Annotated in this window: 16 protein-coding genes and 1 pseudogene; 12 read left to right on the forward strand and 5 right to left on the reverse strand. The window is 62.7% G+C overall.

Annotated features, from left to right (window positions below; translation table 11 throughout):
• Positions 1 to 88 precede the first annotated feature (88 nt).
• Together NKH99_RS17170 and NKH99_RS17175 are read left to right on the forward strand one after the other, a co-directional pair.
• Positions 89 to 415: an ElaB/YgaM/YqjD family protein gene (locus NKH99_RS17170; RefSeq protein ID WP_023678546.1), complete on the forward strand. Its 327-nt coding sequence runs from the start codon at positions 89 to 91 to the stop codon at positions 413 to 415.
• A gap of 10 nt (positions 416 to 425) precedes the next feature.
• Positions 426 to 905 carry a hypothetical protein gene (locus tag NKH99_RS17175; protein ID WP_353014787.1) on the forward strand — a complete coding sequence of 160 codons (480 nt, stop codon included), beginning with the start codon at positions 426 to 428 and terminating at the stop codon, positions 903 to 905.
• Between the two features lie 48 nt (positions 906 to 953).
• On the opposite strand, the gene NKH99_RS17180 is transcribed toward NKH99_RS17175, so the two are convergent.
• Positions 954 to 2,480 carry a sensor histidine kinase gene (locus NKH99_RS17180; RefSeq protein WP_352613535.1) on the reverse strand — a complete coding sequence of 509 codons (1,527 nt, stop codon included), beginning with the start codon at positions 2,478 to 2,480 and terminating at the stop codon, positions 954 to 956.
• A 146-nt stretch (positions 2,481 to 2,626) separates the two neighbouring features.
• On the opposite strand from NKH99_RS17180, the gene NKH99_RS17185 reads away from it, so the two are divergent.
• On the forward strand, positions 2,627 to 2,800 hold the full coding sequence (locus tag NKH99_RS17185; RefSeq protein WP_292659198.1) for a hypothetical protein: 174 nt from the start codon (positions 2,627 to 2,629) through the stop codon (positions 2,798 to 2,800).
• A 58-nt stretch (positions 2,801 to 2,858) separates the two neighbouring features.
• Here NKH99_RS17185 and NKH99_RS17190 read toward each other — a convergent pair whose 3' ends face one another.
• Positions 2,859 to 3,779 carry a diacylglycerol/lipid kinase family protein gene (locus NKH99_RS17190; protein ID WP_353014788.1) on the reverse strand — a complete coding sequence of 307 codons (921 nt, stop codon included), beginning with the start codon at positions 3,777 to 3,779 and terminating at the stop codon, positions 2,859 to 2,861.
• Positions 3,780 to 4,031: 252 nt separating this feature from the next.
• On the opposite strand from NKH99_RS17190, the gene NKH99_RS17195 reads away from it, so the two are divergent.
• Entirely contained in the window at positions 4,032 to 5,399 is a 1,368-nt protein-coding gene (locus NKH99_RS17195; protein ID WP_352540232.1) for a PRC-barrel domain-containing protein, read from the forward strand.
• A gap of 52 nt (positions 5,400 to 5,451) precedes the next feature.
• On the opposite strand, the gene NKH99_RS17200 is transcribed toward NKH99_RS17195, so the two are convergent.
• Positions 5,452 to 7,029: an alkaline phosphatase family protein gene (locus tag NKH99_RS17200; RefSeq protein WP_353014789.1), complete on the reverse strand. Its 1,578-nt coding sequence runs from the start codon at positions 7,027 to 7,029 to the stop codon at positions 5,452 to 5,454.
• Between the two features lie 224 nt (positions 7,030 to 7,253).
• Here NKH99_RS17200 and NKH99_RS17205 point away from each other — a divergent pair, with 224 nt between their 5' ends.
• The 4 genes from NKH99_RS17205 (at position 7,254) to NKH99_RS17220 (ending at position 10,371) form a co-directional block, all read left to right on the forward strand.
• On the forward strand, positions 7,254 to 8,186 hold the full coding sequence (locus NKH99_RS17205; RefSeq protein ID WP_352451158.1) for a VOC family protein: 933 nt from the start codon (positions 7,254 to 7,256) through the stop codon (positions 8,184 to 8,186).
• 10 nt (positions 8,187 to 8,196) lie between these two features.
• Positions 8,197 to 8,832, forward strand: coding sequence for an alpha/beta hydrolase (locus NKH99_RS17210; protein ID WP_353014790.1), 636 nt, complete (start codon positions 8,197 to 8,199; stop codon positions 8,830 to 8,832).
• Positions 8,825 to 9,124, forward strand: a complete 300-nt coding sequence (locus NKH99_RS17215; protein ID WP_352451160.1) for a GNAT family N-acetyltransferase — start codon at positions 8,825 to 8,827, stop codon at positions 9,122 to 9,124. Before NKH99_RS17210 ends, NKH99_RS17215 begins: the two co-directional genes overlap by 8 nt.
• A gap of 188 nt (positions 9,125 to 9,312) precedes the next feature.
• The gene (locus tag NKH99_RS17220; RefSeq protein WP_353014791.1) at positions 9,313 to 10,371 is read left to right on the forward strand and encodes a dipeptidase; all 1,059 of its coding nucleotides are present in this window, start codon (positions 9,313 to 9,315) and stop codon (positions 10,369 to 10,371) included.
• Between the two features lie 42 nt (positions 10,372 to 10,413).
• Here NKH99_RS17220 and NKH99_RS17225 read toward each other — a convergent pair whose 3' ends face one another.
• Positions 10,414 to 10,674, reverse strand: a complete 261-nt coding sequence (locus NKH99_RS17225; protein WP_352814978.1) for a hypothetical protein — start codon at positions 10,672 to 10,674, stop codon at positions 10,414 to 10,416.
• Between the two features lie 2 nt (positions 10,675 to 10,676).
• Complete coding sequence (locus NKH99_RS17230) at positions 10,677 to 10,895, reverse strand: hypothetical protein (protein WP_352451221.1); 219 nt, start codon at positions 10,893 to 10,895, stop codon at positions 10,677 to 10,679.
• 113 nt (positions 10,896 to 11,008) lie between these two features.
• Here NKH99_RS17230 and betI point away from each other — a divergent pair, with 113 nt between their 5' ends.
• The 4 genes and pseudogenes from betI to NKH99_RS17250 all read left to right on the forward strand — a co-directional run bounded on the left by betI (position 11,009) and on the right by NKH99_RS17250 (position 13,558).
• Positions 11,009 to 11,725: a transcriptional regulator BetI gene (gene betI / locus NKH99_RS17235; protein ID WP_502895733.1), complete on the forward strand. Its 717-nt coding sequence runs from the start codon at positions 11,009 to 11,011 to the stop codon at positions 11,723 to 11,725.
• Positions 11,726 to 11,801: 76 nt separating this feature from the next.
• Positions 11,802 to 13,100, forward strand: coding sequence for a flavin monoamine oxidase family protein (locus NKH99_RS17240; RefSeq protein ID WP_353014792.1), 1,299 nt, complete (start codon positions 11,802 to 11,804; stop codon positions 13,098 to 13,100).
• Positions 13,101 to 13,112: 12 nt separating this feature from the next.
• Positions 13,113 to 13,304, forward strand: a pseudogene (locus NKH99_RS17245) (aspartate aminotransferase family protein); the annotation flags it as partial.
• Positions 13,305 to 13,354: 50 nt separating this feature from the next.
• Positions 13,355 to 13,558 (forward strand): SDR family oxidoreductase, encoded by a 204-nt coding sequence (locus tag NKH99_RS17250; RefSeq protein WP_352471478.1) that lies wholly within the window; start codon positions 13,355 to 13,357, stop codon positions 13,556 to 13,558.
• Positions 13,559 to 13,610: the final 52 nt, after the last annotated feature.

Consider the following 13,610-nt stretch of genomic DNA (forward strand, 5'->3'; position numbering starts at 1 on the left):
TGCCGGAGATAGGGTTAGAAGAGGTTCGTGCCGGAACCTTGGGGTCTGTCGGGCGTTTCGACCGAGCAAAAGCATGGAGAGTGAAGCAATGGCGACTGCCGCAGGAAAGGCCGCGAACGAAGCCCGCACGAATTCCGATATTGAGGCCGACATCGCACAACTGAAGGCCGACATCGACCAACTTACCAAGCTGTTGGCCAAAACTGGCGAACATGGCTACGGGGCAGCGCGGCGAGCCGCCGCCGAAAGCGTCGAGCAGTTGCGAACCCAGGGCGAGGCAGCCTTCGACAGCCTGCGCAGCAACGCCAGGGACATCGAGGCGCAGATGATAGCGCATATGCGCGAGAAGCCGGTGACGTCGCTGGCGATCGCCGCCGGCGTCGGGTTCCTCTTCGCGCTTCTCGCGCGCCGCTAGTTCTGCACGCATGGGAATGCTTGCATCGCTGATCTCGGGCCTCGCCTCGGGCGAAACCATTGCGGCGGTGCAACGCGCGCGTGTGGCTGCAATTGTCTATTCGGTCGCAGCGGTCGTAGCGCTGTGCGGCCTCGGCTTCCTGGTCGGGGCGGCCTATATCTGGACGGCGGCCCGCTATGGGCCGATGGCAGCTTCCCTGAGCTTCGGGATCGGCTTTCTCGCAATCGCCGGTCTCATCCTGCTCGTCTACCGGATGTCGGCCGGCTCGCGCGCCAGGCGCCGGGCGAAGCGACGCAACGCTGACATGAAGGCTATCGGGATCACTGCGGCACTCGCCGTGCTGGCGGCGCTGCTCAAGGGCAAAGATGGCCCGGGAAAGGCCGGACTGAGCGCGATTCTCGGTCCGGCGATAGCACTCGCTGCCTACGCCATCTACCGCGAGAACGTGAAGCGCGGCTCCGATGATCCGGATACCGGCAAACGCGAATAGTTCGGAGGGGATAGTTCGGGGCAAACGATTCTGGCGCCGGTCGCAAAATCACAAATCTTCGAGCGGAATCGATATTTCCGCGACCACGCCGTCCGGCCGGAATTCATGGATCACCTCGCTGGAAATGACCTTGGCCAGGCTGCGGCGGATCAGGATCGAGCCGAAGCCATGGCGTTCGGGCGGCGCAACCCGCGGGCCGCCGCTTTCGCGCCAGGCCAGCAACAGACGGCGTGCGCCCTTCCTGCCTTGTACCCTCCAATCGAGATCGACCTTTCCGGAGGAAACCGAGAGCGACCCGTATTGCAGTGCATTGCTTGCCAGTTCATGCAGGATCAGCCCGAGCCCGACTGCCTGGTCGGGTGAGAGCAGGACATCGGCGCCGGAGATCGCCATGCGCGATTGTCCGGCGGCTTGGAACGGCTTTAGCTCGATCTCCACCAGCTCGCGGATGCCGATGCCGCGCCACTCGCGGTCCGACAGCAGGCTGTGCGCAACGCCCAGTGCCTGCAGCCTGGCGCTGAAGGCTTCGAGGAATTCGCTTGGCTGGCGGGCATGGCGAACGGTCTGCGTCGCCAGCGCCTGTACGGTTGCCAAAGTGTTCTTGACGCGGTGATTGAGCTCGCGCAGCAACAGTCGTTGACGTTCGTCGCCAAGCTTGCGTTCGGTAATGTCGTAGTTGACGCCGAAGATCAGCGTCGGCTTGCCATCGCCGTCGCGTTCTATGACGCGGCCGCGTGTTGCGATCCATCGCGGCGGATCGAGGCCTTTGACACGGTATTCGCCAAAATAATCGTCACTGCCGGTCAGCGCGTCGCGAAAGCGTGTTTCGGTCTGGTGAACGTCGCGCGGGTCGATGGCGGTCAGGATGTCGCGCGCCCTCAGCCTGTTCGACTTCGGCAGGTTGAACAATTCGGACAGCAGGACATCGCAGTCGATCATATCGCTGCGGATATCCCATGCCCAGCTGGCAAGCGAAGCCGCGTCGAGCGCGATAGCGCGCCGCTTTTCCTCTCGAACCAGTGCTGCCTTGGCAATCGCCGCACTGCGGGTTGCATCCTTCAGCGTGAACAGGCTCGCGGCGAGGCCGGCTAGCGCCGACAGCTGGTCGAGCTGGACAGAGGAAGGACGTGCGTGCGGCTTCCGGTCGAGCACGCACAGCGTGCCGATCAGCGCGCCGTCGACTACGATGGGCACGCCTGCGTAAAAGCGGATATGATGCTCGCCGGTGACCAGCGGATTGGCTTTGAACCGCGGATCCGCCGCCGCGTCGGCCACCACCATCGGCACGTCGCCGGCTGCGATGGTATAGGCGCAGAACGATGTCTCGGTTGCGATTTCGGTCTCGTCGAGGCCGATACAGGACTTGAACCACTGCCGCTCGGCATCGACCAGCGTGATCAGTGCGACAGACGTTTGCATAGCCGAAGCGGCAAGACCGCCGATACGATCGAAATCAGGGTCGGCAGCCCCGTCCAGCGTGTCGAGGCCGTGCAGCACGGCAAGACGGTCCGCGGCGCCCACCACACGGCGAATATCGGCCGGCAGGCCCGGCGTGTTCTGGCTATTGTCGTCCACTATGCCCCCGGAGGCCGGCTCCGCTGATTGGTCAGGCCAACCGGCCCGTCTGCCGCCTTGCAGTGCCGGAACTTTCGCGGCGGGGGACCGTTACCAGCCAACGCCCCTCGAGTTACGCCTGCCGGCGCCAAATATGGAGCCAGACAATGCCAAAAACCATTCCTGAAAACAAAGCCCGTCAAGGGCGGCGGGGTCGGCATGTCCTTCGTATCCTGATCGCCGCGCTGTTGCTGGCTTTTATCGCCTGGGGCGTCGCCGAAATCTACGGCTGGATGATCGAGACGCCGAAGACCGAACAGGGCAACACGCCCAGCGGCTAGGTTCTCTCCATCGCTCGCGCCAGTTTGCATCACGCAACCCCACATCACGCATCCCACGTCAGGCAACCTTTGCCTCGACAGCGCGCGCCGGGACGAGAACATTCAACGCGCGCGGATGGATTTCGACGGTCGTCTCGCGATCGAGCTTTACCAGTTCGCCGTCCATGACGGCCTGAACTTTCCTGTTAGTCGAATGGATTTTCAAAACGGCGCGGTTTGCCTGATGGATTTCGACATGCTCGTTGCCGCGCCATTTCCCACGGGCGACGTCAAAGAGGAACCTGATCAATTCGCCGCGCCGCCGCGCCACGGTGACATAGATGCCCAGCACGCCGCCTGCCGGATTATCGGCATAGGGCAGGTGGCCCTCGCCAAACATATTGTTGGTGATGCCGATACCGGTGATCCGGGTTCTGATCTCGGCCTCGCCGATCATCAGCGTTACGTTCATCGCCGGTGGATTGTTGATCGTCGCCCAAGCGGCTCGCACCGAGGCGCGCATCTTCCCCAACCGCGAGCCGAATTCCATCTTCTGGCGCAGTTGCACCATCCTGGCGTGCATGCCGATCGAGAATTGATGCACGAAGGGCCGGCCGTTGGCTGTTGCAATGTCAATCGCCATCACCTCGCCGTCGGCAAACGATTTCAGTGCCGCATCGAGGGTCTGCGGGATACCGAGGCCGCGCGCAAAAAGGTTCATTGTGCCAGCCGGCAGAATTGCCAGCGCCTTCTCCCCATTCATCAAACGGGCTGCCGCGGCCGAAATGGTGCCGTCGCCGCCGCCAGCCAGCACGACGTCGATGCCGTGCCTGGAAGCTACGCCGTCCAGCGTGGCAACGATATCCTTGCCGGCGACGATTTCGATATCAATCGAGTGGCCGGCAGTCTCAAGTGTGCTGCGCATCCGACTGGCGAAGGCCTCAAGATCGATGGTGCGCAGGGTGCCCCCGTCCTTGTTCAGCACCGCTGCAAACCGCATGGCCGTTCCATTTTCCAGCACCTACCGGGCCGGGACGGAGCCCCAGCCGGGAGTGGAACGGGGCGGCTGAGAAAATGTTCCTTTCGACCAACGCGGCGAATCCGAGAACCATTGACATCGCACCGGGTGCACCACGGCTTTTTTCGGAACAACAGTGTGGTCACAACGTTGTGAACATGCAGAAGACGCTGCGCCCGCAGTGACGCCAGGCGGGCACGGCGTGCACGAAATCACCGACGAGGAGACACTAAGATGATCCGCACCCTTTTAACCACGACAGCAGTCGCAACATTGATTGCGACGGGTGCATTTGCGCAGTCGGCGACGACCCCGGCGCCGGCGCAACCACCCGCCGTAGAGAATTCCGCTCCAGCCGCTCCGGTGCAACGCGCCGAGGGCAGCCTTGTCACCAATATCATCGGCGAGTCGGTCTATAACGGCACCGGCGACAATGCAGAGAATATCGGCAAGATCACCGATGTCGTCTTCGACGAGCGCGGCGAGGTAAAATCCGTCGTCATCGGCGTTGGCGGTTTTCTTGGCATAGGAACCAAGAACGTCGTTTTCGACTACAAGAAGATGCAATGGGCCGAAAGAAATGGCGACCGTTGGCTGATAGCGCAAACGACGAAGGATGAGTTGACGGCTCAGCCGGATTTCGACCGGAGGCCTTACGATCCGACTCCGCCACCAGCTTCGGCGGATAATGCGGCGCCTGCCGCCCCTTCCACCAGCGCGCAAAATACAACCCCGGCGCCTGCCGCGCCGGCTGAGCCAGTGAAGCGCGCCGAAGGCAATCTCGCCACCAATATCATCGGCGAGACCGTCTATAACGGCACCGGCGACGACGCCCAAAACATCGGTGACGTGAACGACATCGTCATCAACAAGGAAGCCAAGGCGCAATCGCTGATCATCGGTGTCGGCGGCTTCCTCGGCATCGGCGAAAAGAACGTCGCCTATGACTTCGACAAGGCGCAGTGGGCCGAGAGGAACGGCGATCGCTGGCTGGTCGCGCAAACGACCAAGGAAGAGCTGCAGGCGCAGCCAGACTTCAACCGCAAGGCCTATGATCCGGCCCCGGCAACCACTGCGTCGAACGATGCCAATGCGCCTGCTACCGTCACGCCTACCGTGATGGCCAGCAACACTGCGCCGAACGACAACACCGCAACGACCAACAACGCTGACCAAGCCGGCAAGACGGCTCAAAACGCTCCGGCAGCGGCGCCTCCGGCTAATTCCACGGCCGACCAGACCAAGACCGGGTCGATCGACAAGTCGACGCTAACCGAAATGCCGATGGGCGAAATCCGGGCCGAGGATCTGGTTGGAACAACCGTCTACGGCGCCAACGATGTCAACGTCGGCGAGATCGGCGATATCGTGCTGGGCAGCGACAAGAAGGTCGACGCAGTCATCATCGACGTTGGCGGCTTCCTTGGCGTCGGCGAGAAGGAGGTGGCGGTCGGCATGGACAACCTGAAATTCATGACCGACAAGAACGGCAAGCGCTATCTCTACACGAACTTCACCAAGGAGCAGCTTGAGGCGCAGGCCCCCTACGACAAGGCCAGCTATGCGCAAAATCGCGACAAACAGCGCATGATCATGCGCTAAGCTGCTCACAGGCCGACAGAGAAGCCCGCGCCGGCAACGGCGCGGGCTTTGCTTATCTCGAGGGGAAGCCCGCGACATGGCCGGCAACGCCATTGTCCGTCAATTCGGCGAGCGCCAGAGATTGGTCGAGATGCTCGGCCCGCCAGGCGAGCAACTTCTCGGCAAATTCCAATCGCACCGGCAGATAGGCTGGGTCGTCAGCGACGTTGGTCAGCTCGCCGGCATCTTTTTCCAGGTCGAAGAGCAAGGGCGGCAGGCCGCCGCCGAAATTCACATATTTGAACTTTTGCGTGCGGATGACGGCGAGATTGCACTGACGCGGACCGATGCCGAAATAGCGTTCTGAATCACCATCCGCAATCGAGCGGAAATCGAACTCCCAATGCGCCGCATCGCGCCAATTGTCCGGCTCCGTTGCGTCCAGGAAAGGCGCCAGCGAGCGGCCGTCGAGATGCGGCAGGACTTCGCCGCCAGTGAGCTCGAGCCCAGTGAGCTCGACCAAGGTCGGTGCCAAATCGACCGCCTCGGTGAAGCGGTCGACACTGCTGCCGGCAGCCTTGCGGCGGCGCGGATCGCGAATGATCAGCGGAATATGGAAGCTGCAGTCGAAGAAGCCGCCCTTGCCCAGCATGAAATGGTCGCCCATCATCTCGGCGTGGTCGGAGGTCAGCACGATGACGGTGTCGTCCCATGCATCGGCCGCCTTGACCGCTTGCCAGACGCGGCCAAGCTGCGCGTCGACCTCCGAGATCATGCCGTAATAGAGCGCCCGGATGCGGCGAAAATTGTCGTCGCCCCAGTCGCGCACCTTGCCCTCCGAGCCGGGACGGAATTTCGACCGTTCCTGCCGGTTAAGTTCATAGGCGAGATAAGGGTGGCTTGCTGCTTCGGCCTGCCAGCTTTCCGCGCGGTCAAAAGCTGGACCGATGGCCGGATCGTACATGGCGTTGTAAGGCGCCGGCACGATGAAGGGCGGGTGGGGGCTGATGAAGGAAAGATGCGCGAACCACGGCGCATCGCGCTCCTGCTCGCCGAGCCAGCGGATGAATTCGCCGGCCAGGAAGGCCGCCGGCGTCTCGTCCTTCGAATAGATTGGCGGACCGTTGCTGATCGCGCCGTCGTTTTCCAGGATTTCGCGCGCCGGGCGATGAATGTCGGGGGAGCCGGCGCCGGCATCGACGCCGCGCGCCTTGAGCCATGACAGCCAGGGCTTCTGGTGCTCAGGCAGAAGCTGGCGCACGGTGAAGCCGGACAGCACGCCTTCATAGCTTTTCAGCTGCGGGTCGCCAGGCGCCAGCGTGCGCGGGTCGCGCGCCGTGTCGGTATAGCCGAACAGCGTCGGATCATAGCCGAGGGCGCGGGCCCAGAGCGCTATATTGCCGTGCCGGGCGTCGAGCGGTGTGCCGTTGCGGCAGACACGATTGTTCATCTGGTAAAGGCCGGTGTAGAGGCAGGCGCGTGCCGGTGAGCAAGGTGCGGCGCCGCCATAGTGCTTCTGGAACAAAACGCCCTCGGCAGCCAGCGCGTCGGCATTCGGCGTCCTTACCACCTTGTGCCCAGCAGCTGACAGGCAGTCGCCCCGCCATTGGTCGCAGGTGATCAGGAGAATGTTGGGGCGTTTTCCACTCAACCGCTGTATCCTCACGCTGGCTACATGCGTCGCTCATGGAGCGCAATTTCGGCGAGTATGCAAGCCGGTCCAGTTTGCCGAATGGTGAACAAAACCTGCTTCGTCGTTCACTTTAACAGCACAGTCCATTCTGTGTTTGCCGCCTTTGCGGCCAGGAGGCGGATGCTCATATTTGCGTGGACAGCGGCAAGGGCCGCACCAGCACAAGGGAAGGAGCAACAGACATGCTCGACCAGGTCAAGGGCCTGCATCACGTCACCTCGATGGCCAGCGATGCGCGCCAGAACAATGAATTCTTCACCGGGACGCTCGGCCTGCGGCGGGTCAAGAAAACCGTCAATTTCGACGCACCCGACGTCTACCACCTCTATTACGGCGACGAGGTCGGCACACCCGGCTCGGTGATGACCTACTTCCCGTTCCCGAACATCGGCAAGGGCCGCCATGGAGTCGGCGAAGTCGGCAACACCGCTTACTCGGTGCCCGAGGGCACGCTCGGCTATTGGGAGAAACGGTTTGCCGAGCAAGGTGTCACCGGGCTGTCCCATGAGGAGACGTTCGGCGAGAAGCGTCTTGCGTTCGCCGGTCCCGACGGCGACGGGTTTGCGCTGGTCGAAGACAGAGCGGACAACCGTGCGCCATGGGCCAAGGGTGGCATTCCCACCGACGTGGCGATCCGCGGCTTTCACTCGGTGTCGCTCAGGCTGAAAGATGGCGGCGCCACCGAAGAGCTGCTGAAATTCATGGGTTATGAGGAGGTCGACAAGTCCGGCAACATCAGGCGGCTGGCGGTGAAGAACGGCAACGGCGCCGACGTCGTCGATATCGAATCGCTGCCAGGGGCCGGCTTCGCCAATCTCGGCGCCGGCTCGGTCCACCATGTTGCTTTCGCCGTCGAGAACCGCGCCAAGCAGCTCGAAGTGCGCAAGGCACTCCTCGATACAGGTTATCAGGTGACGCCGGTGATCGACCGCGATTATTTCTGGGCGATCTACTTCCGCACACCGGGGGGCGTGCTGTTCGAAGTCGCCACCAACGAGCCGGGCTTCGACCGCGACGAGGATACCGCCCATCTCGGCGAGGCGCTGAAACTGCCGTCGCAACACCAGCATTTGCGGCCCTATCTCGAGCAGCATCTGCAGAAACTGGAAGACTGAGGGCAGGGTTATGAGCAAGGATTCGTATATTCACAAGGTGCTGCCCGGTTCGCTGGACGGACCGTTGCTCTTCGTCTTCCATGGCACTGGCGGCGACGAGGATCAGCTTCTGTCGCTTGGGCGCGATCTTGCGCCGCAAGCGACGATCGTCGGCCCGCGCGGCGATGTCTCGGAACAAGGCGCCGCACGCTTCTTTCGCCGTACCGGCGAGGGCGTTTACGACATGGGCGATCTCACGCGAGCGACGGACAAGATGGCCGGCTTCGTCAAGGCACATGTCGAGGCGGCAAAGCCATCTTCGGTGCTAGGCCTCGGTTATTCCAACGGCGCCAACATCCTGGCCTCGGTGCTGTTTGCCGAACCGTCGCTGTTCGACGCAACGGTGCTGATGCATCCGCTGATCCCGTTCGAGCCGGAGGTCAAGGGCAGCCTTGACGGCAGCCGCATCCTGGTCACCGCCGGCAGGCGAGACCCGATCTGTCCGCCTGATTTGACGGCGCGGCTCGAAGCCTATTTGCGCGCCGATGGTGCCGATGTCACAGTCGAGTGGCATGACGGCGGCCATGAGGTGCGGCCGAGCGAGATCGAGGCGGCGCGGCAGTTGTTCGCCGTAGCGCCGGATGAAAGGACCGCAAGCCATGTCTGACCTATTGCCAGAGATCGAGCTGGAGGACCGCGGCTCGAAGGGCCGCTACTTCCTGCGTGGGCCGAGCGGCGCCGAGGCGGAGATGACCTTCACCAAGGTCGGCGAGCACCAGATCATCATCGACCATACCGAAGTGCCGGATGCATTTCGCGGCCAGGGCGCGGGACTTCGCCTCGTCACCCGTGCCGTCGAGGATGCACGTGCGGCGGGCAAGACGATCATCCCGCTTTGCCCGTTCGCCAATGCTCAGTTCCGCCGCCATCCGGAATGGGCGGACGTGCTGAAGCGGTAAGAGAGACAGCCCCTCGATGAATGACAGGAGAAAGGGTGCGCGGCTTTACCGCGTGCCGCTTCGACCATTGGCGGCGTACAAACATAAGGCAAACATGCGGGATTTGCGCAGAGCGCTCGCCTTGCCTAAGTATTGGCAACAACCGGCTCGCCCTCCGCGGCCCGACCACTTCAACCGAATGGCCCTCCATGACCGAATCCGATCTCGTTCCCGTCTTCGACGGCCACAACGACACGCTGCTCAGGCTCTACCAGTCGAAGGATGCGGACCTCGAAAAGCTGTTCGTCGAGGGGACGCCGAGTGGCCATATCGACCTGCCGCGCGCGAAGAAAGGCGGATTTGCCGGCGGCATGTTCGCGATCTTCCCGCCGCCTGTCGAGAAATCCAAGCGCGGCGCGGTGCCGCTGGCGCCGAGCGACAGCGAGCCCTTGCCGCCCGAGGTTCCGCGCGCCGATGCGCTCAACTCCACCATAGCGATGGCCTCGATCCTGTTCAGGCTGGAGCGGGCTTCGGCGCTCACTGTCTGCCGCAGCGCCGGCGATGTGAGGAAGGCGATGGCGCAAGGCTCGATCGCGGCGGTCTTCCACATCGAAGGGGTCGAGGCGATCGACCCTGAGCTCACCCTGCTCGATGTCCTCCACGCAGCCGGCCTGCGCTCGCTCGGTATCGTCTGGAGCCGTCCCAATGCCTTCGGCCACGGCGTGCCGTTCCGTTTCCCGTCGTCGCCCGATACAGGGCCGGGGCTGACCGATGCCGGCAAGGCGCTGGTGAAAGCCTGCAACCAGCTGAAGATCATGATCGATCTTTCGCATCTCAACGAAAAAGGTTTCCGCGACGTCGTCGAGATCAGCGACGCACCGCTGGTCGCGACCCATTCCAACGTGCACGCGATCTGCGGCCATTCGCGCAACCTCACCGAATGGCAGCTCGGCGCGATCCGCGACTCCGGCGGCATGGTCGGGCTGAATTTCGCCACCGGGTTCCTGCGTGAGGACGGCAGGATGAACGCCGACACCAGTCTCGACATCATGGTGCGCCATGTCGATTCGCTGCTGCAGGCGCTGGGCGAAGACGGCGTCGGCCTGGGCTCGGATTTCGACGGCGCCATGATCCCGGCCGTGATAGGCGACGTTGCCGGCCTGCCAAGATTGCTCGACGCTTTCGCGGCTCGCGGCTTCGGGCGCGCGCTGATCGAGAAGATCGCCTATCGCAACTGGCTCGGCATGCTGGAAAAGACCATCGGCTAAGCGGGTGATGCCGGCTTGACCGGAATGCGATTTGGAGGCCGACTATTCGAAACCCATGCGTTTAAGCCAGTCCTGGCCAATGCCGCGGTCGCGGATGATCGGCAGCGGATCGGTCGAATCCAGCCTGGCACAAATACGGTAGGCCTCCAGCGTTTCAGCGCTCATCTCACCGCGTTTGTAGAAGAACATGGCCGCAGCATAGCGGGTGCGGCCCGACCATTTTTCGCCGAGCGGTGTGTTGATCAGCTGCCACTGTTCGGCGGCTTCGGCGGCGAGTTTGGGACTGTCGGTGTCGTCGGCCATATTTAGAAATCCGCAGGCGGATTGGCAGTGCGGCGGCCGAGCCTGACGACCAGCCGCGGCACCAGTTTGGCACGCTTCAGCAGCTTTTGATATTGCAGCTCGCGCCTGGCGTGGATCTCGAGCCAAGGTCCGCTGCAGGCGGGCTCGGCGGCGCTGATCTGGTTTGCATCGCCGGGACTGCTGCCCTTCGCCGACGGTGCCTTCGACGACGTTTTCTCCAAGGATGCAATCTCGACGAGAACATTCGAATATGGGCAGCCATGCAGAAGGTGCTTGACAGTGGCAAACACCGTCCCACTGATCTTCGCGGCCGATGCCGGTCGGCTAGCCGGCGATGCTGGAGACCATCACCCCGATGAAGACAACAGAGGCGCGCGAAGCCCTCCTCGAACCGGCGCGAAAAAGCGATTCCGAAAAGCGCGGCCGCAAAGCGTCGAAAGAGACAAGGCAGGTTCAACTGATCGAAGCGACTATCGATTCATTGGCCAAGCGCGGCTATTCGGAAACGACTATGGCCGACGTCGCCGACGGCGCCGGCCTGTCGCGCGGCATCGTCAATTTCCATTTCGAGAGCAAGGAGAAGCTGCTCGTCGCCACTTTGCAATACATGCATGACGAGTATTCGGCGCATTGGCGCAGCGCCTTGCAAAGGGCCGGCGATGATCCCGCCCGCCAGCTGCAGGCATTGGTGGCAGCCGATTTCAACCGCTCGATCTGCAACAAGCGCAAGCTGGCTGCTTGGTGTGCCTTCTGGGGCGAGGCCAAATCGCGACCGAAATATCAGGCGCTGAGCAGCGCACGTGATGCCGTCTACCAGAACATATTCATCGATCTTTGCGCGGCGCTCAAGCAGAGCGGCTTCTATGCCTATGAGCCGCAAGTCATGGCGCTGGCGCTCAGCGCCATGCTGGATGGTCTGTGGCTGCATTTGATGATGGGCACCGAGGACGCCACACGCGAGACGGCGCTGCAGGCCGCGAACGAGTTCCTGTCTGCGGCATTCCCCAAGCACTATCCGAACTCAGCAGCCCGCGGTGCCAGGCCGGCATGAACCATCAAAAAGAGGATGGACCAGCAATGAAGACAATGATCCGGCGCCTGACATTCGAGAAGATCAAGGCCGGCCAATGAAGTTCAAGATCGAACGAGCCGATGTGGCCATCGTCGGCGCCGGCTTCACCGGCCTGTCGGCCGCGCGTGAATTGAACCACGCCGGCATCGATGTCGTGCTGCTCGAAGCCCGCGACCGTGTCGGCGGCCGCGTCGAAGCCGTGCAGAACGGGCTCGGCGAGCGGATCGACAGCGGCGGCCAGTTCTTGTGCGAAGACATGCCGGAATTAATGGCGCTGGTGCGAGCGCGCGGCAAGACATTGGTCGAGACCCATGTCGCAGGCGAATTCGTCACGCAGCCGCGAATGAGCGAGGCGCAAGCCGGGCGCACTTACGGCACCGCGATGCGAATGCGCGAGCGGATGAACGCGATCGCACCGACCGACCCGGCCATCGCCGGCTTGACAGTCGCGGCATGGCTCGATCGCCAGAACGATCCCGACGATGCCAAGGCCGCCTTTCGGTCGATGATCGAGGGCCTGTGGTGCCTGGCAATGGAAAGGCTGCCGCTGTGGTACTTGATCGACAATGATCGCCGCATCACCAACGAGGTGTCGGAGCTGCAGTATTTCGTGGGCGAAACCATGCATTCGCTGGCAGATGATCTTGCGCGGGATCTCGGCGATCGACTGCGGCTGAATACAGCCGTCGAGGCTATTGAGCACGGCCCGGGAGGGGTTCGCGTCGTTTCGCCTGCCGGCGTGACCGAGGCACGAGCGGTACTGGTCGCGCTACCGCCGATGATGGCCTCGAGAGTCGATTTCGTGCCACCGCTGCCGGCTGCGCTGGAGAGAGCCCTCGGCGTCTGGGAAAGCGGCGCAGTTATCAAAATGCTTGTGCGCTATCCCAAGGCTTTCTGGCGCGACAGGGGCTTGAGCGGCATGGTGATGTGGCGGGAGCCGCACGGACTTTTTGCCTGCGATGCCAGCAAGGACGAGGATCATGCAGCACTTGTCGTCTTCATCGGCGGGCCGCTGGCGCAGCGCTGGCGGGATATGGACAGCGCGGCGCTACGCGCAACGGTGACATCAAAGCTGCAAGATGCGCTCGGTATCGAGGCGGCCGGCGTCGCCGATCTCAGCTATCGCGACTGGACCGAGGATCACTGGAGCGGCGGCGGTTACAGCGATTCGATCGTCGATGCGGCGGCAACGGATGCCGAATGCATTATCCGGGCGGGCGCCCCGCCGGTGCATTTTGCCTCGTCGGAGCTGTCGCCGTCATTTCCGGGCTATGTCGAGGGCGCGATCGTCGCCGGTCGCACTGCTGCGCAAAAAATTATTCAGGTTATCGCCAGCAGAGCCTCAGGGTCATAAGCGAGGCGGATCGAGGTGCCGACCGGCATCGACGCGCATTGCCACGAGCTCGGCCTGTTGGTCCGGCTACTGATCAACATGTGCGTGATGTCGCCGCCATTAATCATCAAGCGCCAGTAGATCGACGATATGGTGTCGATCCTGCGCGAAGGCATTTCGCGCGCGATGGACGATCTGCGCCGCGAAGATGTCTGGCGGGGATAGGCGTTTATCGCCGGCAATCTCAGCCGTGGCATTGGTCGGCCGCTGGCAAGGTGGGCGAGGTCGATGAACTGGGCGGTGCCGCGATCTTCCTGGTTTCCGACGCGTCGAGCTTCATGACCGGCCAGATCATCTATATCGAAGGCGACATGACCCGGACCCGTATGAGCGCGACTGTCGCTGTCGGGCGCATGGAAGACCGGTCGGCCTCGGGGCTGCCCCGCAAAAGGCAGGGCTCGTCATTTGCACGCTCTTAGCTTCACCGCTAAGCTTCTTTGGCTGGGGTATTTTCCTCAGATCACATTCGCC

Source organism: Mesorhizobium sp. M0854 (genome assembly GCF_040319815.1).
Lineage (GTDB): Bacteria > Pseudomonadota > Alphaproteobacteria > Rhizobiales > Rhizobiaceae > Mesorhizobium.

Bases quoted from the DNA above. Each gene is read 5' to 3' on its own strand.
- NKH99_RS17225 (WP_352814978.1), bottom strand. From the start codon at position 10,674: ATGGCCGACGACACCGACAGTCCCAAACTCGCCGCCGAAGCCGCCGAA.
- NKH99_RS17170 (WP_023678546.1), top strand. From the start codon at position 89: ATGGCGACTGCCGCAGGAAAGGCCGCGAACGAAGCCCGCACGAATTCC.
- NKH99_RS17190 (WP_353014788.1), bottom strand. From the start codon at position 3,779: ATGCGGTTTGCAGCGGTGCTGAACAAGGACGGGGGCACCCTGCGCACC.
- betI (WP_502895733.1), top strand. From the start codon at position 11,009: ATGCTGGAGACCATCACCCCGATGAAGACAACAGAGGCGCGCGAAGCC.
- NKH99_RS17195 (WP_352540232.1), top strand. From the start codon at position 4,032: ATGATCCGCACCCTTTTAACCACGACAGCAGTCGCAACATTGATTGCG.
- NKH99_RS17210 (WP_353014790.1), top strand. From the start codon at position 8,197: ATGAGCAAGGATTCGTATATTCACAAGGTGCTGCCCGGTTCGCTGGAC.
- NKH99_RS17205 (WP_352451158.1), top strand. From the start codon at position 7,254: ATGCTCGACCAGGTCAAGGGCCTGCATCACGTCACCTCGATGGCCAGC.
- NKH99_RS17175 (WP_353014787.1), top strand. From the start codon at position 426: ATGGGAATGCTTGCATCGCTGATCTCGGGCCTCGCCTCGGGCGAAACC.
- NKH99_RS17220 (WP_353014791.1), top strand. From the start codon at position 9,313: ATGACCGAATCCGATCTCGTTCCCGTCTTCGACGGCCACAACGACACG.
- NKH99_RS17185 (WP_292659198.1), top strand. From the start codon at position 2,627: ATGCCAAAAACCATTCCTGAAAACAAAGCCCGTCAAGGGCGGCGGGGT.
- NKH99_RS17240 (WP_353014792.1), top strand. From the start codon at position 11,802: ATGAAGTTCAAGATCGAACGAGCCGATGTGGCCATCGTCGGCGCCGGC.
- NKH99_RS17215 (WP_352451160.1), top strand. From the start codon at position 8,825: ATGTCTGACCTATTGCCAGAGATCGAGCTGGAGGACCGCGGCTCGAAG.